This is a genomic window from Armatimonadota bacterium, from assembly GCA_031459765.1.
GTDB lineage: Bacteria > Sysuimicrobiota > Sysuimicrobiia > Sysuimicrobiales > Kaftiobacteriaceae > Kaftiobacterium > Kaftiobacterium secundum.
This window is the reverse complement of sequence record JAVKHY010000004.1, coordinates 78,024-98,925: the sequence shown is the minus strand read 5'-3', so window position 1 is coordinate 98,925 and position 20,902 is coordinate 78,024. Positions and strand designations below refer to the sequence as shown.

Here is a 20,902-nt window from a genome sequence, read left to right as displayed (position 1 = left end):
TACCATACCCCGGCGGCGCGGACGCTAGGCCTGCCCCAACGAGGCCGGCCGGGGGGATTGCCCCGGACGGGGCAGCCCGTCAGTCGCCGTTGCCCTCGACGCGTTCGATCTGCACGACGCGCAGGACCTCGGCCAGCGAGGTGATCCCCCGCGCCGCCTTCTCCAGCCCGTCGTCCAGGAGCGTGACCATCCCGGCCTGCACCGCGGTGTCCTTGATGGCGTGGTGCGGGGCCCGGTTGATGACCAGCTGGCGCAGGTCGTCGTCCATCTGGGCGATCTCGAAGATGGCCACCCGCCCCCGGTAGCCGGTGTAGTTGCAGTACTCGCAGCCCCTGGCCAGGAGGTACTCCCCCTCGGGGAGGGCCAGGCCGAACCGCGCCCGGAGGTCGTCGCCGCTGTAGGGATCGGGGACCCGGCAGCGGGGACACAGGACCCGCACCAGGCGCTGGGCGGCCACCCCTTCCAGGGCGGAGGCGACCAAGTAGGGTTCGATGCCCATGTCCAACAGGCGCGTCACCGCCCCCGGCGCGTCGTTGGTGTGCAGGGTGCTCAGCACCAGGTGTCCGGTGAGGGCGGCCTGGACGGCGATGCGCGCCGTCTCGTGATCCCGGATTTCGCCCACCATGATGATGTCCGGGTCCTGACGCAGGAAGTGGCGCAGCGCCGAGGCGAAGGTCACCCCGGCCCGAACGTTCACCTGCACCTGGGTCACGCCCGGAATCTGGTACTCCACGGGGTCCTCGATGGTCAGGATGTTGACCGCCTCGCTGTTCAGTTCCCGCAGGATGGCGTACAGGGTCGTCGTCTTCCCGCTGCCCGTGGGCCCGGTGAGGAGGAAGATGCCCTGGGGGCGGCGGATGATCTGGCGCAGCCGCGTGATGTTCCGCGTGGACAGCCCCAGCTTGTCCAGGTCGTAGATCGGCGCGGCCTTGTCCAGCAGCCGCAGCACCGCCTTCTCCCCGTAGAAGGAGGGGACGGTGGAAACCCGCACGTCGATGGCCCGGCCGTCCACGCGGGTCTGGAAACTGCCGTCCTGGGGGAGCCGCCGCTCGGCGATGTCCATCGTCCCCATGATCTTGATGCGCGAGACGACCTGGGGGTGGATGTGCTCGGGGAGAGTGTGCTGGACTTTGAGCACGCCGTCGATGCGGTAGCGGACCCGGATCCCCTTCTCCTGGGGTTCGATGTGGATGTCGCTGGCCCGCCGGCGGACGGCCTCCTCAATGATCCGGTTGACCAGGCGGATGATCGGCTGCTCCTCCGCCGCCCGCCGCAGCGCCTCCGGAGAGACCTCCTCGACCGCTGTCTCGCGCCGCGGCAGGTCCATGAGCAGCTCGCTCTCGGCATCCAGGGGCGGGTACTGGTTCAGGGCGTACTGGAAGTCGGCCAGGGTGGTGACGGCGACGCGGACGTCCAGCCCCGTCATCCGGCGGATGTCGTCCAGGGCGACGACGTCCAGGGGATCGACCATGGCCACGGTCAAAGATGCGCCGTCGCGGGCCACGGGAATGGCCTGGAGGCGGCCGGCCACGGCGGCCGGCACCAGGCGCAGGACCTCCTCGCGCAGCGGGATCTGGGTCAAGCGCAGGAACTCCGCCCCGAGCTGCCGGGACAGCCCGCTGGCGATGTGCTCGGGGTCCACCAGCCCCATCTCCAGCAGGATGCGGCCCAGCCGCTGCCCGCTGGCGCGGTGGATCTCCAGGGCGCGGGCCAGCTGGTCGGGAGTGATCAGGCCGTCGGAGAGGAGGATCTCCCCCAGGGGACGCCGTCGCCCCGGCCCGTCCAGAGCGGGCCGGCGGGGATTCCCGGTCTCGGCCATGCCGGTCGGACGCTCCTCATGTCTCGACGAAGACGACGCGGAGCAGCTCGTCCACGGTCGTCATACCCTCGAGTACCTTGAGGATACCATCCTCGCGCAAGGTCTTCATCCCTTCGGCGATGGCCGCCTCGCGGATCTCCGCCGCGGAGGCCCCCTTGAGGATCAGGTCGCGGAGGGTGTCGGACATTACCATCAGCTCGAAGATGCCGATCCGTCCCTTGTACCCCGAGCCCTTGCACCGGTCGCACCCCCGACCCCGGTAGAAGACGATCTCCTCGCCTTCCTCGGGCTGCAGCCCCAGGCGGTGCAGCGCCTCCACGGGGGGGACGTAGGACTCCTTGCAGTGGGAGCAGATGGTCCGGGCCAGGCGCTGGGCCAGCACGCCGATCAGCGAGGAGCTGATCAGGAAGGGCTCGATGCCCATGTCGATCAGCCGGGTCGTGGCGCTGGGCGCGTCGTTGGTGTGCACCGTGGACAGCACCAGGTGCCCGGTGAGCGAGGCCTGGATGGCGATCTCCGCCGTCTCCCGGTCGCGGATTTCGCCCACCATGATGATGTCGGGGTCCTGGCGCAGGAAGGAGCGCAGCCCGTTGGCGAAGGTCAGGCCGGCTTTGACGTTCACCTGTACCTGGTTCACCCGGGCCAGCTGGTACTCCACGGGATCCTCGATGGTGATGATGTTCTTGTCCGTGGTGTTGATCTTGTTCAGGGTGGAATACAGCGTCGTTGTCTTCCCGCTGCCGGTGGGCCCGGTGACCAGCACCATCCCGTAGGGTTTGCTCACCAGCTGCTCCCACGTCTCCAGGGCTGCGGCCGTGAACCCCAGCTTCCCCAGCCCCAGGCGCGTGCTGGACTGGTCCAGGATGCGCATCACCACCTTCTCCCCGAAGACGGTGGGCAGGGTGGAGACGCGCAGGTCGTACTCTCGGCCTTCGATCACCACGTGGATCCGGTTGTCCTGGGGGATGCGGCGCTCGGCGATGTCCATGTTGGCCATGATCTTGATGCGGGAGACCATGGCGTGCTGCACCGCCTTGGGCGGGGTCATCACGTCGTGCAGGACGCCGTCGATGCGGTACCGGACGTTCAGGGTGCGGCGGTGGGGCTCAATGTGGATGTCGCTGGCGCCGTCGGCGATGGCCTGGCCGATGATCAGGTTCACCAGGCGGACGACCGGCGCTTCCTCGGTCAGCGTGCGCAGCTTCTCGACGCTGAGTTCCTCGGTGCGTTCTTCCGCCACCTCCAGCTCGCTGCCCACGGCGGCGCGCATCGCCTCGTCCAAATCCACGGTGCTGCTGTAGTGGCGGCTGATGGCGGCGACGATGTCGGCCTCGGCGGCCACCACCGGCTCGATCTCCAGTCCGGTCACCAACCGCACGTCGTCCACGGCCAGGACGTTCAACGGGTCGGCGATGGCCATCTTGAGGCGTTTGCGGCTCTTTTCGATGGCCAGGACCTTGTGGCGCTGGGCCAGGTGCTGGGGGATGGTCTTCACCACGTCGGGGTCGATCTCGACCGTGTTCAGGTCCACCCAGGTCAGTCCCCACTGCACGGCCAGGGCCTGCGCCAGCTGCTGTTCTGTGACCGCACCCAGTTCGACCAGGATCCGTCCCAGGTGTCCGCCGGAGCGCTGATGCATCTGGATGGCCTTCTCCAACTGCTCGCGCGAGACCATGCCCTGGTCCAGGAGGATCTGGCCCAGGGATTCGGTGCGGGCCCGCATCCCCCGTTTGGTGCCGGGGGCGGCCGGAGCAGGCGCCGGGGGGGCGGGCGCCGGAGAGGCGGGAGCGGCCTCCTTCGCCTTCGGGCGGTCCTTGGCGGGCGCGGGAGGTTCCTGTCCCCGGCGGGGGGATCGCGTTGCCTCGGGCGGCGCGGCGGGCGGCCCTGCCGGCTGCGCCCGTTCCGACGCCGGCGGAGCGGACTGGCCCGGTGCTGCGGGTGCGCCCGCCGGGGCCGCCCCGTCGGGCTTGACCCGGGGAGCGGCGCCGTCTGCGACGGCTCCATCGGGCTTTGCAGCATCGGGCTTCACGCCGTCGGGCTTCGGCACAGACGGCTTCGCCGCGGGCGGCGGAGGTGCCAGGGGCTCGGCCACGGCCCCCTTCGGGGTCTCGGTCAGGATGCGGTCCAGCCGGGCCTGGACCTTCGCCGCCTCTTTGAGCCAGCCCAGCCGGATGTAGACGTCGCGCAGCGCGCTGTGGACGTCCGAGTCGTCGGGGTCGAGCTCTGTGGCCTTCTCGTAGGCGGCGGCGGCCTTCTCCCAGCGGTCGCGGCTGATGTGCATCTCGGCCAGGGCCACGTAGACCATGACCGCGGCCCGGGGCAGCCCCCGCTGCACGTAGAGGGAGGCCAGGCGGGCGTAGGCCACCCCGTCCTGCGGGCCGTATTCCAGAACCTTCTTGTACGCGGCGATGGCCTCGTCGAACTGTCCCCGCCGCTCCAGTGTCCTGGCCTGGTAGAAGGCCAGGGCGCGGTCGAGCGTGGTGTCCTGGAGGGGGACCCGCAGTCGCTGTTTGTACTCCGCCAGCTCGATCACGCCCGGGTCCTCTACAGCTGGTTGGCCACCGCGGTGCGGATCTTCCGCATCTCGATGCGCAGGCGGCCCAGGTTGACGTGCTGGTTGCCCACCACGGCCAGCACCGCCTCCGGGCCAGCCGGGGAGACCGCCACCGGCCCCTGCTCGAACTCGATCAGGATCGACCCCAGCGGCCCGAGGTGAAGCTCCCCGCCCATCGCCTCGGAGGTAGCCAGGGAGCTGGCGGCGATGGCGCCCACAGAGTCGGTCTCGATCGCATCGCTGCTCACCGCCTCGATGACGAAGCCGTCCCGTCCCACCACCAGGGCCGCGGTCACGCCGTCGATGCGGAGCAGCCCTTCCAGGATGCCTCGGAGTCCGCCTGCGGTCGCCGTGTCCATCGTCTGCATGACGCTCATCCCTTTCCCAATCGTCAATTCACATTCGTGCTCAGATCACACCGGCGTTCAGCACCGAGGCGATCTCCGGCATGAACCGCCGCAGCTGCAGCCTGGCCTTGCCCACGTTCCCCCTGGGCTGGACGACGATCCCGACGTAGTAGTCCTGACCGGCCATCGCCAGGAGGACGACGTAGCGCTCGGCGACCAGCATGATGTGGTCGATGGCGCCGGCATCGACTTTCTGGCACAGGTAGTCCAGCACTTTGCTGGCCATCGCCCCTTCCTGGGCGATCTCCTCCACGGAGAACTCCTGCTCCACGCGCATGGTCTCAATGGGCGCGCCGTCCATACCCACCACGGCCGCGCCCACCACTCCCTCGATGCCTCCGACGAGGCCGCGCAGCAGATCCTTCACGTTCCCGGCCATCAGGCCGCCCCCCCGGTGTCGACCGATTCCGCCTCGAGCAGCAGACGCACGCCCTGCAGGCGCAGCCCCTCCTCGTCGATCAGGCGTTTGATCCGTCGGATCAGCTCCAGGTCGCGCTGGCTGAAGAGCCGGTGCCCGCCGCGGGTCCGGGCCGGGTGCAGGAGCCCGTACTGACTCTCCCAGGCCCGGATGCGTCGGGCGTCCACGCCGGTCAGGCGCGCCGCGGTGCGGATCGGGTAGATGGGCAGATCCTGCCCCGCCGTAGCCTCCATCGTCTTCACCGCCGTCCTCCTTGCCTTCTAGGCCGTCTCCGGCCGCATCGTCTCCCGCAGCCGCCGCAGGGCGGCATGCATGACCCGGGAGACGTGTTTCTGGGAGATGCCCAGTTCCCTCGCCGCCTCGGTCTGCGTCAGATCCATGTAGAACAGGTAGTAGATCACCTTTCGCTGCAGCTCCGAGAGGCGCTGGATGGCGTCCGCAATCAACACCTGTTCCTCTTCACCTATACCCGCCGGAAGCTGCCGGGCGGCGATGCGGTCGCGCTGGGCGATGGGTGCGCCGTCGTCCCCCTCCCGCTCCTCGTCCAGGGAGAGGAAGCGCAGGGACTCTCGGGCGTGCAGCACCTGCTGCACCTCGTCTTCCGCCAGCTGCACCTCCCCGGCGATCTCGGCGACGGTGGGGGTGCGGCCCTTGCGCTGGGTGAGCTCGGTGATCGCCCGGCTCACCCGGTGGTCCATCTCGTACAGCCAGCGCGGCCGCCGCACCGTGGTCCCCTGGTCGCGGAGATAGTGCCGGATCTCCCCCGCGATCAGGTGTCGGGCATAGGTTTCAAACTTGACGCTGCGGTCGGGGTCGAAATGGGCGACGGCGTTCATCAGCCCGATGTAGCCGATCTGGTGCAGGTCCTCCAGCGGCACCCCCGACCGGCTGTAGCGGCGGGCCACCTGGTGCACCAGCGGCATGTACAGGCAGGTCAGGCGCGCATGGATCTCTCGATCCCGCGTGGAGCGGTAGGCCCGGAACAGCGCCTCGGGCGACTCCGCCGGCCCCACTGCACCTCCCCCGTTGCGGACGGCGGCGCGACTGCGCGCCATAATGACAACGCCCCCCTTCGTGGGCTGCTGAAGGAGGGCGAAAATACACGCGCCCCGTTCGGCAGCCCGGCTGGCCTTCCTTACGGGAAGGCCCCGTAGCTTTGCGCCCCCAGGTTGCCCTGGGTTTGCCTTTTCGCGAGGACCCGTCGAAAACTGCTATGAAATTATGCCCTGACGTTTCGCCTTTTCGACGGCGTCCCGGCGGAATCCTCCTCCCGGCGGGGAAAACCGGGAAGGGGTTCTGTGGAAGATTGGTAGCAACTCCTGTGCCACCCCGCCTCCCTGGGCCGCCTTACGTCCCGGACAGCCGGCCGAAGAGCGCCATGACGTTGACGACGTACCACTGGGTCTCGCGGTACGGCGGAATGCCGCCGTAGCGCATCACCGCCCCGCGGCCGGCGTTGTAGGCGGCCAGGGCCAGCGCCGTGTTCCCGCCGAAGCGGTCGAGTTGCAGACGGAGATAGCGGACCGTGCCGTAGATGTTGGCCACCGGATCCCACGGATCGACCTGCAGCTGCCGGGCGGTGGCCGGCATCAGCTGTCCCAGCCCCATCGCTCCGGCCGACGACCGCGCCGAGATGCTGAATCCGGACTCCACGGCGATCAGGGCCATCACCAGCCGCGGATCGACCTCGTACATCCGGGCGTAGCCCAGCACACTGCGGACGATCACCTCCACCTGGACGTCGGAGAGGGACGGGTTGTACCAGCGGACGACCCAGGCGTACCGCGCCGCCTGATCATCCTTAGCCAGCACCGGAGCCCGCCGGCCCCGCAGCGCCCGCAGCCACTGGCCGGCGATCACGCCGGCCTGGCCGCGATCCGCCCGCCGCGCCTGCTGCAGCGCCTGCTCCGCCTCCGTGGTCCGTCCGCCGCGGGCATAGGCCGCCCCCAGCCACAGCAGAATCTCCGGAGCAGGGTCGAGGAGTGCCGCGCTCTCGAAGGCCCAGATCGCCGGGCGAATCTCTCCCGACGCATAGTGGGAGGCTCCCAGCCAGACCCAGGCTGCCGCGTCCCGGGGCGCCACGCGCAGGTGAGCGCGGAGCAGCGGCACGGCCTCGGCGTACCGGCCGGTCAGGTAGGCCTCCCGGGCGGCGCGCATTGCCGTCGCCGTCCCGGCGGCCGCCGGGACGGCGGAGAGCCCCACGACCGTCGCACTCGCGGCGACCGCGGTCACGGCAGCCGCGGCACGGCGGATGCCGGCGACCCGCCTCATGGCTCGCTGTAGGTGATGCCCCCGGCCTGGGTGATGGAGATCGTCCCGCTGCCCTTGGGGTTCTGCACCGTCACGGAGTACGCCGTCGGCGCGCCGCCGACGGTGACCGGCTTGCCGAAGGCCGAGAAGTAGATCGTCTGGGTGGCGGTGGCGGTAACGCCGGCCGGCATCTCGGCGTTCTCCGAGTAGCCCGGACCGGCGATGGCGTAGGCCGCGGATCCGGAGGTGAAGGTCACGGTGTACTGCCTTCGCTCGGCCCGGGCGCGCTCCTGGGCCTCACGCAGGTCGGTCGCCACCTGCACCGTGCCGTAGCGCAGCCGCTGCCACTCCGAGTAGTCGTGCCACTGGTTCACGGCGATGGCCAGGACGACGGCCAGCACCCCCATGGCCACCATCAGCTCGATGATGCTGAGTCCGGCCTGCCCCCGGATCGGGCCCCTCCGGCCTGCCGCGGCCATCCCCGACCTCCCCCCTAGGGCGTGGACTCGCGCCAGACCGGCTTGACCCCGGCCAGCTTGCCCGACCCTTCGGCCAGCTCGAACCGGGTCGTCGTCGGGAAGAAGGGCGGGAGGATGCCCCGGGCGAGCCGCCGGTCGTATTTGAAGTCGCGGCCGTACCCCGTCTGCACCGCTCCCGTGCTGGAGTCGAAGGTGCCGAAGGCGCCGTACTCCTCCTCGATCAGCCCCCCGACGAGCTGGACGAGGCCGCGGGGCGATCCGCTGTTGTACTGATCGACGGTGACGACCGGACAGGACATGGAGTAGCAGTCGCGCGCGCCGGGCCGGCCGGCCATCAGGACGGCGTGGATGACCAGATCGTTGGGCGCCGCGGTGGTGATCCGGATGTCGCCGTCGGTGGAGTACAGGCCCAGGACGTTCTTCGGGTTGTCGTTGGGATCGGAGACGTTGGGCGGATCCTCGTAGCGGATATGGTTGACGATGTCGATGCGTCCCGAGGCGGCCACCGTCACCTGCTCGTTCTCCTCCAGGGTGCCGCTTACCCCCTGGGTCGCGCTGGAACCGGCGATGTTGCCGTTGACCCAGATGACGGTGGAGTTGGTGTTGGAGGTCGGGTCGCCCTGCCAGCCCTTGGGCACCCCCACAAACGTTCGTGTGCCGCTCTGCGTGCAGGAGGCCTCCGGGTTCCAGCAGGTGTTGTTGATCGTCGTCGTGCCCGCCGCCCGGTTCACCGTCATGGTGACCGTCTGGCTGCCAGCGACGAAGGTGTAGACCGCCAGGTTGTTCGTCGGACCGGAGACGCTGAAGGTCAGGCTGCTCAGGTTCCCCTGAACGTAGACACCGCCGGCGAGGGCTTCGTTCGGATCGGAGACGCCGTTTCCGTTGGCGTCCACCACGGGAATGTAGATGCCGTTGGGTACCGACGAGGAGCTGTTGGCCAGCTCGGGGACGGCCGATCGGATCGCGTTGTTCCACTGGGAGCTGGTCCAGCTGTTCGGAGCGGTGTCGGCCGGGTCGATTCCCAGGGCAATGGCCCGCTGGTTGTAGGACGACGGCGGAATGGTAATCCGGGCCGCGCCCCGGGTGAAGTTGGCCGGCGCGTTGTCGTTGTCGTCCGTGTAGACCGACGGCGTCGAGTCGAACTGCACCGGGGCGTCGCGGCGGGTGCCGCTGACCACGTTCTCGTTCTGCCGCCGCCGGATCGAGCTGCCCAGGTTGTTGAACCAGGCGTAGTCCCGGTCGGTGTTGGTGCAGGCGGCGTTGGTGCACCCCGCGCTGGTCACCCGGTCGCTGAACTTGGGGAAGAAGGCGAAGCGGAATTCGCCGTTGGTGTGCACGGGTCCGTCGAAGGAGGTGCGGTCCGTGAACCAGATGGCGCCCCCGCTCGGCGTGGTGTGCACGTGGGTGAACAGGGCGAACTGGGCGAAGGTCTGGCGCTGCACGATGATGCTGAAGTCCCCGGTCAGGACCACCCGGCGGCGGCTGGTGGGATCGGTTTCGCCGTCGCTGACCACCATGTAGGAGTAGAAAAACTCATAGACACCGGGTACGTGCTTCTGGACGTAGCGCGCTGGCTGGCCGGGGTCGCTGGGATGCGCCGCCAGACGCGGACACACCACGACCGTGGAACGGTAGGTTCCCGGCCCCAGGGTGTTGGTGGGAGGACTGCCGAACACCGCGGCCGCCTGCGCCGGAGTGCAGGCCGCGGTGCGGAGCGGCGAGGTGCCGCTCGGCCCGGCCACCAGCTTGCGGTGGGCGTAGGGCTGGCTCCAGTCCGTGTAGAAGGCCTGCCACTCTGTGGCGCTGGTCGTGCCCAGGGTGAACCGCTGGCCGTCCACCACCAGGTAGTCGAACAGCCCCAGCGCGTTCTGCGTGGAGGGATTCCCCGCCGAATACAGGTTGCTGTCCAGGATGGTCTCGCTCAGCGAGTCGTGCACGGAGAACCACTGCCCGGTCGGATCGGAGGGGGTCGGTCCCGAGGGGTTCTGGTGCAGGAACGCCATCAGCCCCGCCCGGCCGGCGTTGGCGCCGCCCTCCGCCAGATAGATACTCTGGGCTCCGAGGCGCCGCACCCCGCCCAGGCGGACCTCCTTGCCGGTCACGTGGAGGACCAGGAGGCTCAACACGGTCAGCACCAGCATGACCGAGAGCACGGCGATCATGGCGAAGCCCTGCTCCCCCCATCCTCGACGTCTCATGAGACTGTCCCGTCCTTCTGTCCTGGTCTGCACCGGTGGCCCGCCCCGCCCGGGCACGGGCCGCGGTGCGATCCTGTCGTTTCCAACACCGGCTCCTCTCCCACAACCGACTCCGCTACGACAACCGACTCTCCCGACAACCGGCTACAACCGGCCGCGGAGTGCCGCGTCGCCGGCAAAGGTCCGGCTGAACCCGTCCTTCGTCGTCGTGATGAAGATGCGGACCCGCGAGACGTCCCCCGGCGACGGCGGTGCGGACCCCAGCGAGGTTCCCGTGGTGTCGAAGTACTCCAGGGTCAGTCCCGCCCCGCCGCCCGGATCCACGACGAGGTAGGCGATCGGCGTCGGCGGTCCGGCCGGTTGCGGGCCGTCCGCGTCCGGATCCTCCTGGCGTGTGATCGTGTCGTCCGCGGCGTTGTAGGCGAAGGTCACGGTGTACGGGCTGCTGGCCGAGAAGGGGGTGCTCTGGGGGACGAACAGCGTGACCGACTGCGCCGCAGCCGCGCGGACCTCCTGCGCCCACCGGATCTCCTCCACCATGTTGTCCAATCCGGCGCGCACCTGGGCCTGGGTCTGGAGGAAACTATTCGTGTTCTTGGCGGCGCGGGCGCCGGTAACCAGCAACGCGCCCACCACGCCGATGACGAGCGCCACCAGCGTCAGACCGATGAGCAGTTCGAGCAGCGTGAACCCCTGCTCGCCGGAAGACGCCGTCCGCCTGTCGCCTGCTCTGCGCATCGCCGGTCTCCTGTTGGTCATCTACTGGTCATCGAGGATCGTCGTCAGCCTCACGATGGGCGGGACGCCGGCGGCCGATCCGGTCCGGTAGACCTGGACCGTGACGTCGACCAGCCCCAGGTCATCGTTCTGGTTGATGTCCACCTGCAGGTCGAAGGCGTAGGGGGTGGGGTTGGCCAGACCGCAGTACGGGCTCGGGTTGGGGTCCGGCGGGCACGGCCCGATGCTGGCGATGGGTGTCCGCGGCAGCGGGTCGAAGGCCACCAGCTGATAGGGGTTGGCGCTGGAGCGGATCTGCTCCATGACCTGCATCCCGATGGTCGTCGCCGCGGACCGCTCGTTGGAGTACCCCGCCTGGCTGAGCGCCTGGATGAACGAGGTGAGCAGAAAGATGGCCACGATCCCGAAGATCGCCGTGGCCACGAGCAGCTCGATCAACGTGAACCCGGTTTGCCCCTGCAGGAACTGGCGGCGTGTCGTAATCGGCCCCTCCCTCACCCCGGCTGCGGCCTCGCCGGCCGCTCATCTCCTCTCCTTGCCCCGGCCTCCCGGGGCCTAGACGGCCTTCTGTGTCCTATTCGGAAAGAAATATCGGCAAGAAGGCCCCGGGAGGAGAGGAGGACGGCCGGGGGAAGCCGGTAGTCTGAGGGCTAGCCGGTGTCCTGAGGGAAGCGGCGGGCAAGGCGCCGGCGGAAGGGTCCTTCCAGCAGACGCACCAGGCGGGTACTCAGCCAGTCCCGGGGCGACAGCGGCTCGACGAGAATCGTGTAGACGCCGAGCAGGTTGCCGCCCAGGACATCGGTGAACAGCTGGTCACCGACCAGCGCGGTCTGCGCGGGAGCGGTGCCCATCAGGCGCATGGCGCGTCTGAACCCGAAGGGCACCGGTTTGAGCGCCCATCCCACCACGGGGATCCCGCCCAACGAGGCGCTCACCTGTCGGGCCCACCCCCCGGAGTTGTTGGACACGATGCAGACCCGGATGCCGGTCCGGCGGAGGCCTTCCACCCACTCATGGACAACCGGGGGGACGGTCCGGCGACCCCACGGGACGATGGTATTGTCCAGATCGAGGATCACGCCGCGGACCCCCCGGCGGTGCAGCGCTTCGGGATCGAGATCCGCGACGGAGGCCGCCACCTCCCGGGGCGTGAGCAGGCGCTGGATCACGGCCGGTAGCGGCGGACGGCGACCAGGTGCTCGGCCAGCGTCCGGCTGAAGGCATGGGAGCCGTCCGGACGGGCGACGTAGAAGAGGTAGTCCGTCCGGGCCGGGCGCAGCGCCGCCTCGATCGCGGCCAGTCCCGGGCTGGCAATCGGCCCGGGAGGCAGACCGGCGTGGAGGTAGGTGTTGTAGGGCGAGTCCACCTTCAGGTCGTCGTAGGTGACGACCGGTTTGTGCCGCCCCAGCGCATAGAGAACGGTGGCGTCGATCTCCAGCCGCCAGCCGCGGCGGAGCCGGTTGTAGATCACCCCCGCGATGAGCGGGCGCTCCGAAGGCACGCGGGCCTCCCGTTCCACCATCGCCGCCACCGTGACGATCTCGTGCAGGCTCCGTCCCCGTCCCTCTCGCCGCCATGCGGGGATGACGACGGCTTCGAACCGGTCCAGGAAGGCGGCCAACACCAACCGTTCGTCGAGGAAGCGCGGCAGCTGGTAGGTGTCGGGAAACAGGTAGCCTTCCAGGGAGGCGGTGGGGATCTCCCGGAGGAAGGTGTGGGGGAACGCTCCTGCTCCCTCCCGTACCAGCGTCCGCAGCCGCACGGGATCGCCCAGCCCTTTCCCGGCGAGGGTTCGGACGATCTCTTCTGCGGTGAGGCCTTCGGGAATCGTCACGGTGTGGAGCACAACCTCGCCGCGGGCGATGCGCTCCACCACCTCCGGCAGAGACATGGCGGGGGACAGGCGGTACTCTCCGCCGCGGAGGCGGCGCGTCAGCCCCCGCAGCCGCGCCGCGTAGACAAAGTGGGAGGCCCGGCGCACGATCCCGGCATCCTCCAGAATCCGGCCGATCTCCGCCGCGCCGCTCCCGGGCGGGATGACCACGACCTGCACCGGGGCCCGCCGCTCCACCGGCGCCAGCGCGCTCGAGACGGCAAAGGCGGCCGCGGCGATCGCTGCACCCAGGAGTCCCGCCGTCACCGCCGCCGCCCGGCGCATCGGTGTCAGTTCACCCCGCGCCTGCGCCGGTCGTCCTCGTCCACTACGGTCAGGGCGTCGTAGTCCCCGGTCTCCTGCAACTCGGCGACGACGCGGTCGAACTCCTCGTCCTCGTCCACCGGCGTGAGCAGCTCGCCCTCGACGCGGAAAAGCACCGCGCTCCCCTCCTCGCCCTGGGGCTGGAGCACGGCGTACCGGCGGTCGTCCACCTCCACTACGTCGACGAGGGTGAAGGCGTGGGATCGGCCCTCATCGTCCAGGAGTGTGATGGTGGTCCCGCGATTCGTCACGCCGTCCCTCCTCCCCGTCGTCCGCCGCGCCCGCGTCCCTGCGGCACCGCTCGAGATAAGTCTGCAGGAAGATCGCCGCCGCTACGGCGTCCCGCCGTCGCCGTCGCACCCCCCGGCGGGCGTCCTGTAACACCATTGCCCGTTCCGCTTCTGCGGTGGACAGGCGCTCGTCCTGCAGGACAACGGGGAGCGGCAGCTCGCGCCGCAGCCGCCGGGCGAAGGCCCGGGCCTCCTCCGCCGCGGGCCCTTCCCGCCCGTCCAGACGCAGGGGTAGGCCGACGACGACCCGCTCCACCTCCTGGTCGGCGATGATGCGCCGCAGTCGCCGGAGGAGGTCGGCCCACGAGGTACGAGGCAGCACGGCGTGGCTGTGCGCGATGGTCCCGGTGGGATCGGAGACGGCGACGCCGATCCGCCTGGTGCCTACGTCGAGGGCGAGCACCCTCCCACCCATCCCTACCTCCCGCGCGCCAGATGCGCGGCCAGGAAGGCCGGATCGCGGCCGCGGGCCACCAGGTCGCGCACCCGCGCCGGATCGCGCAGCCCGCCCTGCCCCAGGTCGGGCCGGCCGCCGCCGCTGCCCCCGAACTCCTCGGCCAGGCTGCGCAGCAGCGCCCCCGCGTGGACCGGCGGCGAGGCTTTGCGTGTGCGCGTCGCGACCAGGCGGCCGCTGGTGGTGCTGGCCAGGACGATCACGGCGGGCTCCGTCCTGGCGTCGAAGACCTCGCGCAGCCGATCGGCCTGGCGACGCAGCGCCTCGGCGTCGTCGGCCTGGACGTCGAGGACGACGACGCGCGTGCCGTCCACGGTGACGGCGGCGGCCTCGCCGCGCAGGGCGACCTCCTCGCGGGACGGCTCCGCGCCGGCGCGCAGCCGACGCTCCAGTTCTCTGATCTGCTCGCTCAACCGCCGCACGCGCTCGGGGGCCTCTTCGGGCGTGGTGCGCAACTGCTCGGCGATCGCGCGCAGGGCGCGCTCCTGGCGGATGACCAGATCCAGCGCGCCCCGACCGGTGACCGCCTCGATGCGCCGCACGCCAGCGGCGACGCCGCTCTCCGCGGTGACCTTGAAGAGGCCGATCTGCCCGGTGCGCGCGAGGTGGGTGCCTCCGCACAGTTCCCGGCTGTAGTGGTCGATGCTGACCATGCGGACACGGTCGCCGTACTTCTCTCCGAAGAGCGCCATGGCCCCGCGGGCCACCGCCTCCTCGTAGCTCAACCACTGCGCCCGCACGGGCAGGTCGGCCGTGATCTGCTCGTTCACCCGGACCTCGATGGCCTGCCGCTGCTCCGCGCTGAGCGGCGCCAGGTGGATGAAGTCGAAGCGCAGCCGGTCGGGGGCCACCAGCGAGCCGGCCTGGCGGGCGTGTTCCCCGAGCACCTCCCGCAGGGCCTTGTGCAGCAGATGCGTCGCGGTGTGGTTCCGCATGATGTCGAGTCGCCGCGCGACGTCGATCGTCGCGCGGCACGTCTGGCCGACCCGGATCGCACCATCTTGGACGAGCCCGAGGTGGACGATGATCCCGCCCGGCCCGCGGCGGGTGTCCCGGACCTCGACCCGGCCGTCCGCCGTGACCAGTTCGCCCGTGTCGCCGACCTGGCCGCCGCCTTCCGCGTAGAAGGGCGTGCGGTCGAGCACCACCTCCACCTCGTCGCCGGCGGCGGCCCGCTCCGCCGGCCGGCCGCGGACCAGCAGCGCCCTGATGCGCGCCCGCAGGCGGTGCCGCCGGTAGCCGACGAACTCTGTGGTTATCCCTTCGGCCGCCAGCCGGGCATAGCGGCCGTCATCCGCCGGGAGGGTAAACGCCTGCGCCGCCCGGGCCCGCTCGCGCTGGGCCTCCATCGCCCGGGCAAAACCGGTCTCGTCCACCTCCAGCCCGCGCTCGCGCGCCACGTCCTTCGTCATCTCCAGCGGAAACCCGTAGGTGTCGTAGAGACGGAACACCTCCTCGCCGGGCAGGACGCGCGCCCCGGCCTCCGCGGTCCGGTCCAGGAGCTCCTCCAGCCGCTCCAGGCCGTTGGTCAGCGTCTGGGTGAAGCGTTCTTCTTCGGCGCGCGCCGCGGCCTCGATGAACTCCCGCTGCGCGCGCAATTCCGGGTACACATCCCCCATCTCCTCCGCGACGGCCCCGGCCAGTTCGGCGAGGAACGGCGCCGTGGTGCCGGTGGAGCGGCAGAAGCGCATCGCCCGCCGCATGATCATCCGCAGGACGTAGCTGCGGCCTTCGTTGCCGGGAACCACGCCGTCGGCGAGCAGGAAGGTCATGGCCCGCCCGTGGTCGGCCATCACCCGGTAGGCCACCTCATGCTCCTCGCGCCGGCGCCGGTCGTGGCCCAGAATGGCCTGCAGGCGATCCATCAGGGGCAGGAACAGGTCGGTGCCGTACACGTCGCGGGTGCCCTGGAGGACCGTCACCAGACGCTCCAGCCCCATGCCCGTATCCACCCCGGGTCTCGGCAGGGGGACCCGGGTCCCGTCGGGCCGCTGGTCGAACTGCATGAAGACCAGGTTCCAGACCTCCAGCCAGCGGAGACAGCCGTTGTCCAGGGCGACGCTGCAGTCGGGACGTCCGCAGGTGCAGCGCTCGGGGCCCCAGTCGTAGTGCAGTTCCGAGGTCGGCCCGCAGGGTCCGACGTCGGCCATCATCCAGAAGTTCGTCTTCTCGTCCATGCGGAAAATGCGCGCGGCGGGGATCTCCAGCGCCCGCCAGGCCTGGAAGGCCTCGTCGTCGTCCTTGAAGATGGTCAGCACCAGTCGGGACGGATCGATCCCGTAGATGGCGGTCATCAACTCCCAGGCGTAGGCGATCGCCTCCCGTTTGAAGTAGTCGCCGAAGCTGAAGTTGCCCAGCATCAGGAAGAAGGTGTGGTGCCAGGGGCTCGGCCCGACCGTCTCCAGGTCGTTGTGCTTCCCCTGCACGCGCATGCACTTTTGCAATGTGGCGGCCCGCAGATACGGACGGCGTTCCAGGCCGAGGAAGGTGTCCTTGAACTGCACCATGCCGGCGTTGGTGAAGAGCAGCGTGGGGTCGCCCGCAGGCACCAGGGAGCTGCCGGGGACGACGGTATGACCGCGCTCCCGGAAGAACGTCAGGAACGTCTCGGCCGCCTGCCGCCACGTCCATCGGGTCGTCCCCATCTCCTCCACCTCGATCGCTTCCTCATAAAAGAACGCCCTCGTCCCCTCAGGGACGAGAGCGAGCAGCGCTCCCGCGGTACCACCCATCTTCCCCGGAGGATACACGGCCCCGGGGCTCTCGTGGGGCCGATATCGGAGGCCTCCGTCGCCTTACGTGCTGACGTTCGGCGAACGCTCGGGAGGGGCGAGCTCCTTCATTGCTCGGCCCCAGTGTAGAGAGGCTGCCGGCCCCTGTCAATCTGCCGTCCCGATCCCCCCGCCTCGTCTGCGTCAGCACTCTTCGCCATTTCGCGGGACTCTCCGCCATTCCGCGGGGCTCCCGTCAATCCCCAGGTCAGGCCGCCGGAGTCTCGGTCGCCGGGGTCTCGCTTCCCAAGGCCTGGCTCGCCGGGGTCTCGGTCGCCGGGGTCTCCCGCAGGGGTCTTCCGTCAAGGTTTGGTTTGCCGGGGGTCTCCCGCCAGAGTTTCGTTCGCCAGGGTCCGAGAGGACCGGTCCCGGTCTGTCCCCGTCGAGCCGCCCTCGCGCCGGACTCGCGCCATCCCTGACGCCAGACGATCGAACAGAACTGGGTCCGGACCCAGTAGAACTGATCCACCCCGGTCATTGACGGCTTCGACGACAACCGCGTATAGAAGGGCCATGATCGCATCCATCCTTGTCCAGGCCGCAGGACTCAACGACCGGGATTTGACCTGTCGGATCCAGGACCTGGTGCGCCGCGAGCGTGAGGCCACCGCCGCCCTCATTGCTCACCTGGCCGTCTTCGACGAGCGCCGTCTCTACCTCGCCGAGGGCTGCCCGTCGATGTTCGCCTACTGTACTCGGGTGCTCCACCTCTCCGAGTACGCCGCATACAACCGCATCGAGGCCGCGCGGGTGGCGCGCCGGTTCCCTCAGGTCCTGGACCTGCTGACCAGCGGAGCGGTGAACCTGACCACGGTGGGGCTTTTGGCCCCTCACCTGACGGCGGAGAATCACGTGGCCCTGCTGACGGAAGCGGAACGCAAGACCAAGCACGAGGTGGAAGCCCTGGTCGCCCGCCTGCGACCGCAACCGCCGGTGGCCTCGACGGTGCGCCGGTTGCCGATCCCGGCCGCCATTGCGCGGCCGGTCGGGGCCGCCCGCGATCCGAAAGCCTCCGAAGGCGATAGCATCGGGGAAGCGCACGGAGAGGAAAAACCGGGACAGGAAGCAGCGGGACAGGAAGCACCGGATAGGCCCGGAGCACTGGGGGCCCCGCTGATTGATGCGCCGGCGGAAGCATCACGCTTCTCGTCGCCTTCCTCCGCACGGCGACCCGTTGTCGAACCGCTGGCGCCCAGGCTGTATCGCATTCAATTCACCGCAGATGAGGAAATGTATCAGGCGCTCCGCCGGGCCCAGGATCTGCTGCGGCACCGGATTCCCGATGGTGATGCGGGGGAAGTCTTCAGGCTGGCGCTGCGGGCGCTTCTGAAAGATCTGGCGCAGCGCAGGCACTCCGCCGCGCAGCGCGACACCGACGGACGTCGAGCAGATGGTGAGCCGCCGCCACGGCAGCACACCACGAACGCATCAGTCCGTTCGCGGCACATTCCGGCGGAGGTCAGGCGGGCGGCGTGGGCTCGGGACCAGGGACAATGCGCCTACGTTTCACCCGGCGGCCGTCGCTGCGAGGCCCGCGGCTTCCTCGAGTTCCATCACATCGTTCCGTACGCCCGCGGGGGAACAGCGACCCTCGACAACATCCAGCTCAGGTGTCGCGCCCACAACGGCTACGAAGCGGAACTCATCTTCGGCCGCGACACGGTGCAGGCGATGCGGCACAAAGACATGCGCCGCGGACCGGCGGCGGCGCCGGGATGAGCCGCCCGCCACGAGGGAACGAGTCAGGATCGGCTCCCCGGGGGTGTGGTCACCGGGAATTGCGGCCACGGAGAATCGCGGCCACCGGGAATAGCGGCACCGGGGATTGTGACTGCCGTGGGCTGGCCGCCGGAACTCTGGCCGTCGGGATTCCGTCCGCTGGGCGGGATCGCCGCCACGGGGTCGCCGCACTGAGTCGCTGCCACCGGATCGCCGGCACCAGGTCGCCGGCCCGTGACGGCGGCGGCTAGCGCGTCGTCTCGGCGGAGACTTCGGCCACCATCTGCTCCGCCCAGGCGACGGATTGCTCCAGGATCTCCACCGCGCGGTCGATCTGCGCCTTCGTGACCACGAGCGGCGGGGCGATCCGGAAGCACTCCGGCTTGTTCAGACTGTAGAAGATGATGACCCCGCGCTCCATCGCGTCCGCGGTGATCAGGAGGACGACGTCGGGATCGGCGAACTCCATGCCCAGGAGCAGCCCCTTCCCCCGCACGTCCCGGACGATGGTCGGATGACGGCGCTGCACGTCGCGCAGCCGCTCCAGCAGGTACGGACCCAACTCGGCGGCGCGCTCGGGCAGACGGTCTTCCAGGAGCACCTTGATCGTGGCCACGCCCGCGGCGCAGGCCAGCGGGTTGCCGCCGAAGGTGGAGGAGTGCAGGTAGGGATTCTGCTCGAGCATCTTCCAGATCTGCGGTCGTCCCGTGATCGCTCCGATGGGCATCACGCCGCCGCCGAGCGCTTTGGCCATGGTCAGCAGGTCCGGCGCGACGCCCCAGTGCTCGCAGGCGAACATCTTCCCGGTGCGGCCCAGACCGGTCTGTACCTCGTCCAGGATAAGCAGCGCCCCGGTGCGGTCGCAGATCTCGCGCACGCCGGGCAGATAGTCGTCGGGAGGGATGATCACGCCGCCCTCCCCCTGGATCGGTTCCAGGATCACCGCCGCGGTTTCGACCGTTACCGCTCGCTCGAGGGCTTCCAGGTCGCCGAAGGGCACGTGGCTGAATCCCGGGATCAGGGGCTGGAACGGCGTCTTGTAGGTGTCGCGTCCGGAGGCGGAAAGGGCTCCCATCGTCTTCCCGTGGAAGGCACCGACCGCCCCCACGATGTTCGGCCGGCCCGTGGCCAGGCGCGCCAGCTTCAGCGCACCTTCGTTCGCCTCGGTCCCGCTGTTGACAAAGAAGGTGTACTGCAGGTCGCCGGGAGTGATCTGCGCCAGCAGCTCCGCCAGTTCGGCTTCCAGCAGACGCGGCATGGCGCGGACCGACATGGGCATGCGGTCCAGCTGCGCTTTGACCGCCGCCACAACCTTGGGGTGGCGGTGGCCGAGACTGAAAACGGCCGGTCCTCCCGAGAAGTCCAGATACTCCTTGCCATGGATATCCCGGACCACGGCCCCCTCCGCCTCCCACTCCGCGGTCGTGACGTTGGCGAAACGGTAGAGGCGGGCCAGTCCGGGGTTGATGAAGCGGGCGTACTTGTCCAGGACCTCCTGGGCCAGACGGTCGGGGTCCTTCGGAAGGACAGATCCCGTCGGAGGGACGGAGCCCTTCGGCGGGGGAGACGCCGACGGGGGAACAGGGACCCGCGGCCGGGCGGCATCCACCCTGCGAACAGCATCGCCGGTACGGTCAGGATCGGCCGGTCGTCGCATCGCTGCGCTCCCCCGTATGCTCGAGATAGTCCTTCGCCCGACGCACGACCTCGCGCGTTTCTTTGTACTTGATGCGCTCGAGAGCGTCGTCCAGGCTCACCCACTCGCAGGCCACAAACCCTTCTTCCGACTGGGGGGCGGGATCCTCCCCGCCCAGAAACTCGAGGAGAAAGTAGCGCACGGTCTTGTCGTAGTAGGCGTCCTCGGAGCGCCAGAAGAAGTGGTAGCGCTCCTCCCCCAGGTCGGCCACCACCCGGACACGGGAGAGACCGGTCTCCTCGCGCACCTCGCGGAGGGCCACGGCCTCGGGCGTTTCGCCCTCCTCGATCGTCCCCTTGGGGAGCATCCACCTGCCGCTCTCATGCCGCAGCAGGAGGATAGTCGGACGGCCGCCGTCGCTCCGAAACACCACCCCGCCGGCGCTGCGCGCCCGCTTGACCGGCCTGCGGCGCGAGGTGCTGCGCTCCGGTGTCATGCCCCCAAGGCTTCCCGGACCAGCCGCTGGACCAGCCCGCCGTCGGCGCGGCCGCGGAGGCGCGGCATCAGGGCTCCCATCACCCGGCCCAGATCCTGCGGCCCGGTGGCCCCGACCTGGGCGACGGTGTCGCGGATCATCGCCCGTAACTGCGCCTCGTCCAGCGGCGGAAGGTACTCGGTGAGGATGGCCAGTTCCAGGGTCTCCTTCTGTACCAGGTCCTCGCGCCCGGCCCTGGTGTAGGCTTCAATCGCTTCGCGCCGACGTTTCATCTCCCGCGCCAGAATGTCCTGGATCTCCAGGTCGGTCAGGTCGCGGCCCCGCTCGATGGCGGCATTGTGAATCGCTGCCCGGGCCAGCCGGATCGTCGACACACGGAGGCTGTCGCCGGCACGGAGGGCGCGATTCAGATCTTCCTTCAGACGGTCGGCGAGGGACATTGCACGCGTGGGCGCAAAGCACGAAGGGGGACCGCC

20 protein-coding genes and 1 riboswitch are annotated in these 20,902 nt (G+C 69.7%); of the genes, 1 reads left to right on the top strand and 19 read right to left on the bottom strand.

From position 1 onward, the window contains the following. Positions 1-79: 79 nt before the first annotated feature. The 16 genes from QN141_06875 to alaS form a co-directional block, all read right to left on the bottom strand. A complete protein-coding gene (locus QN141_06875; protein ID MDR7558194.1) occupies positions 80-1,819 on the bottom strand; it encodes a GspE/PulE family protein in 1,740 nt (579 codons plus the stop codon). Positions 1,820-1,835: 16 nt separating this feature from the next. Next, on the bottom strand, positions 1,836-4,352 hold the full coding sequence (gene pilB, locus QN141_06870; GenBank protein MDR7558193.1) for a type IV-A pilus assembly ATPase PilB: 2,517 nt from the start codon (positions 4,350-4,352) through the stop codon (positions 1,836-1,838). 11 nt (positions 4,353-4,363) lie between these two features. Beyond that, positions 4,364-4,741, bottom strand: a complete 378-nt coding sequence (locus tag QN141_06865) for a roadblock/LC7 domain-containing protein (GenBank protein MDR7558192.1) — start codon at positions 4,739-4,741, stop codon at positions 4,364-4,366. 40 nt (positions 4,742-4,781) lie between these two features. Continuing rightward, positions 4,782-5,159, bottom strand: coding sequence for a hypothetical protein (locus QN141_06860; protein MDR7558191.1), 378 nt, complete (start codon positions 5,157-5,159; stop codon positions 4,782-4,784). Then, the gene (locus QN141_06855) at positions 5,159-5,431 is read right to left on the bottom strand and encodes a MerR family transcriptional regulator (GenBank protein MDR7558190.1); all 273 of its coding nucleotides are present in this window, start codon (positions 5,429-5,431) and stop codon (positions 5,159-5,161) included. Before QN141_06855 ends, QN141_06860 begins: the two co-directional genes overlap by 1 nt. A gap of 27 nt (positions 5,432-5,458) precedes the next feature. After that, a complete protein-coding gene (locus tag QN141_06850; protein ID MDR7558189.1) occupies positions 5,459-6,253 on the bottom strand; it encodes a sigma-70 family RNA polymerase sigma factor in 795 nt (264 codons plus the stop codon). Positions 6,254-6,310: 57 nt separating this feature from the next. Beyond that, positions 6,311-6,393, bottom strand: a riboswitch (cyclic di-GMP riboswitch). Positions 6,394-6,545: 152 nt separating this feature from the next. Then, positions 6,546-7,469, bottom strand: coding sequence for a transglycosylase SLT domain-containing protein (locus QN141_06845; protein MDR7558188.1), 924 nt, complete (start codon positions 7,467-7,469; stop codon positions 6,546-6,548). Next, positions 7,466-7,927: a prepilin-type N-terminal cleavage/methylation domain-containing protein gene (locus tag QN141_06840; GenBank protein MDR7558187.1), complete on the bottom strand. Its 462-nt coding sequence runs from the start codon at positions 7,925-7,927 to the stop codon at positions 7,466-7,468. The genes QN141_06845 and QN141_06840 overlap by 4 nt, the downstream gene beginning before the upstream one ends. Positions 7,928-7,941: 14 nt before the next feature. Then, positions 7,942-10,125, bottom strand: coding sequence for a DUF4900 domain-containing protein (locus QN141_06835; protein MDR7558186.1), 2,184 nt, complete (start codon positions 10,123-10,125; stop codon positions 7,942-7,944). Positions 10,126-10,269: 144 nt separating this feature from the next. Next, positions 10,270-10,863: a prepilin-type N-terminal cleavage/methylation domain-containing protein gene (locus QN141_06830; protein ID MDR7558185.1), complete on the bottom strand. Its 594-nt coding sequence runs from the start codon at positions 10,861-10,863 to the stop codon at positions 10,270-10,272. Between the two features lie 21 nt (positions 10,864-10,884). After that, complete coding sequence (locus QN141_06825) at positions 10,885-11,361, bottom strand: prepilin-type N-terminal cleavage/methylation domain-containing protein (GenBank protein MDR7558184.1); 477 nt, start codon at positions 11,359-11,361, stop codon at positions 10,885-10,887. Between the two features lie 152 nt (positions 11,362-11,513). Continuing rightward, positions 11,514-12,032: a YqeG family HAD IIIA-type phosphatase gene (locus QN141_06820; GenBank protein ID MDR7558183.1), complete on the bottom strand. Its 519-nt coding sequence runs from the start codon at positions 12,030-12,032 to the stop codon at positions 11,514-11,516. Continuing rightward, entirely contained in the window at positions 12,029-13,021 is a 993-nt protein-coding gene (gene mltG, locus QN141_06815) for an endolytic transglycosylase MltG (GenBank protein ID MDR7558182.1), read from the bottom strand. Before mltG ends, QN141_06820 begins: the two co-directional genes overlap by 4 nt. Positions 13,022-13,026: 5 nt before the next feature. Then, a complete protein-coding gene (locus QN141_06810; GenBank protein MDR7558181.1) occupies positions 13,027-13,311 on the bottom strand; it encodes a DUF1292 domain-containing protein in 285 nt (94 codons plus the stop codon). After that, complete coding sequence (gene ruvX / locus QN141_06805; GenBank protein MDR7558180.1) at positions 13,271-13,765, bottom strand: Holliday junction resolvase RuvX; 495 nt, start codon at positions 13,763-13,765, stop codon at positions 13,271-13,273. The genes QN141_06810 and ruvX overlap by 41 nt, the downstream gene beginning before the upstream one ends. Positions 13,766-13,767: 2 nt before the next feature. Beyond that, positions 13,768-16,536 (bottom strand): alanine--tRNA ligase, encoded by a 2,769-nt coding sequence (alaS, locus tag QN141_06800; GenBank protein MDR7558179.1) that lies wholly within the window; start codon positions 16,534-16,536, stop codon positions 13,768-13,770. A 552-nt stretch (positions 16,537-17,088) separates the two neighbouring features. Here alaS and QN141_06795 point away from each other — a divergent pair. Beyond that, a complete protein-coding gene (locus tag QN141_06795; protein ID MDR7558178.1) occupies positions 17,089-18,294 on the top strand; it encodes an HNH endonuclease signature motif containing protein in 1,206 nt (401 codons plus the stop codon). Between the two features lie 247 nt (positions 18,295-18,541). Here the strand turns inward: QN141_06795 and QN141_06790 are convergent, their stop codons facing one another. The 3 genes from QN141_06790 to QN141_06780 are packed head-to-tail and all read right to left on the bottom strand — an operon-like array spanning position 18,542 to position 20,866. Further along, complete coding sequence (locus tag QN141_06790; GenBank protein ID MDR7558177.1) at positions 18,542-19,951, bottom strand: aminotransferase class III-fold pyridoxal phosphate-dependent enzyme; 1,410 nt, start codon at positions 19,949-19,951, stop codon at positions 18,542-18,544. Beyond that, positions 19,929-20,426: an NUDIX hydrolase gene (locus QN141_06785; GenBank protein MDR7558176.1), complete on the bottom strand. Its 498-nt coding sequence runs from the start codon at positions 20,424-20,426 to the stop codon at positions 19,929-19,931. Before QN141_06785 ends, QN141_06790 begins: the two co-directional genes overlap by 23 nt. Then, entirely contained in the window at positions 20,423-20,866 is a 444-nt protein-coding gene (locus QN141_06780; protein MDR7558175.1) for a GatB/YqeY domain-containing protein, read from the bottom strand. The genes QN141_06785 and QN141_06780 overlap by 4 nt, the downstream gene beginning before the upstream one ends. Positions 20,867-20,902: the final 36 nt, after the last annotated feature.

Excerpts from the sequence above, each read along its gene's own strand:
- QN141_06875 (MDR7558194.1), bottom strand. The coding sequence starts at position 1,819 with ATGGCCGAGACCGGGAATCCCCGCCGGCCCGCTCTGGACGGGCCGGGG.
- QN141_06865 (MDR7558192.1), bottom strand. The coding sequence starts at position 4,741 with ATGCAGACGATGGACACGGCGACCGCAGGCGGACTCCGAGGCATCCTG.
- QN141_06860 (MDR7558191.1), bottom strand. The coding sequence starts at position 5,159 with ATGGCCGGGAACGTGAAGGATCTGCTGCGCGGCCTCGTCGGAGGCATC.
- QN141_06855 (MDR7558190.1), bottom strand. The coding sequence starts at position 5,431 with ATGGAGGCTACGGCGGGGCAGGATCTGCCCATCTACCCGATCCGCACC.
- QN141_06850 (MDR7558189.1), bottom strand. The coding sequence starts at position 6,253 with ATGGCGCGCAGTCGCGCCGCCGTCCGCAACGGGGGAGGTGCAGTGGGG.
- QN141_06845 (MDR7558188.1), bottom strand. The coding sequence starts at position 7,469 with ATGAGGCGGGTCGCCGGCATCCGCCGTGCCGCGGCTGCCGTGACCGCG.
- QN141_06840 (MDR7558187.1), bottom strand. The coding sequence starts at position 7,927 with ATGGCCGCGGCAGGCCGGAGGGGCCCGATCCGGGGGCAGGCCGGACTC.
- QN141_06835 (MDR7558186.1), bottom strand. The coding sequence starts at position 10,125 with ATGAGACGTCGAGGATGGGGGGAGCAGGGCTTCGCCATGATCGCCGTG.
- QN141_06830 (MDR7558185.1), bottom strand. The coding sequence starts at position 10,863 with ATGCGCAGAGCAGGCGACAGGCGGACGGCGTCTTCCGGCGAGCAGGGG.
- mltG (MDR7558182.1), bottom strand. The coding sequence starts at position 13,021 with ATGCGCCGGGCGGCGGCGGTGACGGCGGGACTCCTGGGTGCAGCGATC.
- ruvX (MDR7558180.1), bottom strand. The coding sequence starts at position 13,765 with ATGGGTGGGAGGGTGCTCGCCCTCGACGTAGGCACCAGGCGGATCGGC.
- alaS (MDR7558179.1), bottom strand. The coding sequence starts at position 16,536 with ATGGGTGGTACCGCGGGAGCGCTGCTCGCTCTCGTCCCTGAGGGGACG.
- QN141_06795 (MDR7558178.1), top strand. The coding sequence starts at position 17,089 with ATGATCGCATCCATCCTTGTCCAGGCCGCAGGACTCAACGACCGGGAT.
- QN141_06790 (MDR7558177.1), bottom strand. The coding sequence starts at position 19,951 with ATGCGACGACCGGCCGATCCTGACCGTACCGGCGATGCTGTTCGCAGG.
- QN141_06785 (MDR7558176.1), bottom strand. The coding sequence starts at position 20,426 with ATGACACCGGAGCGCAGCACCTCGCGCCGCAGGCCGGTCAAGCGGGCG.
- QN141_06780 (MDR7558175.1), bottom strand. The coding sequence starts at position 20,866 with ATGTCCCTCGCCGACCGTCTGAAGGAAGATCTGAATCGCGCCCTCCGT.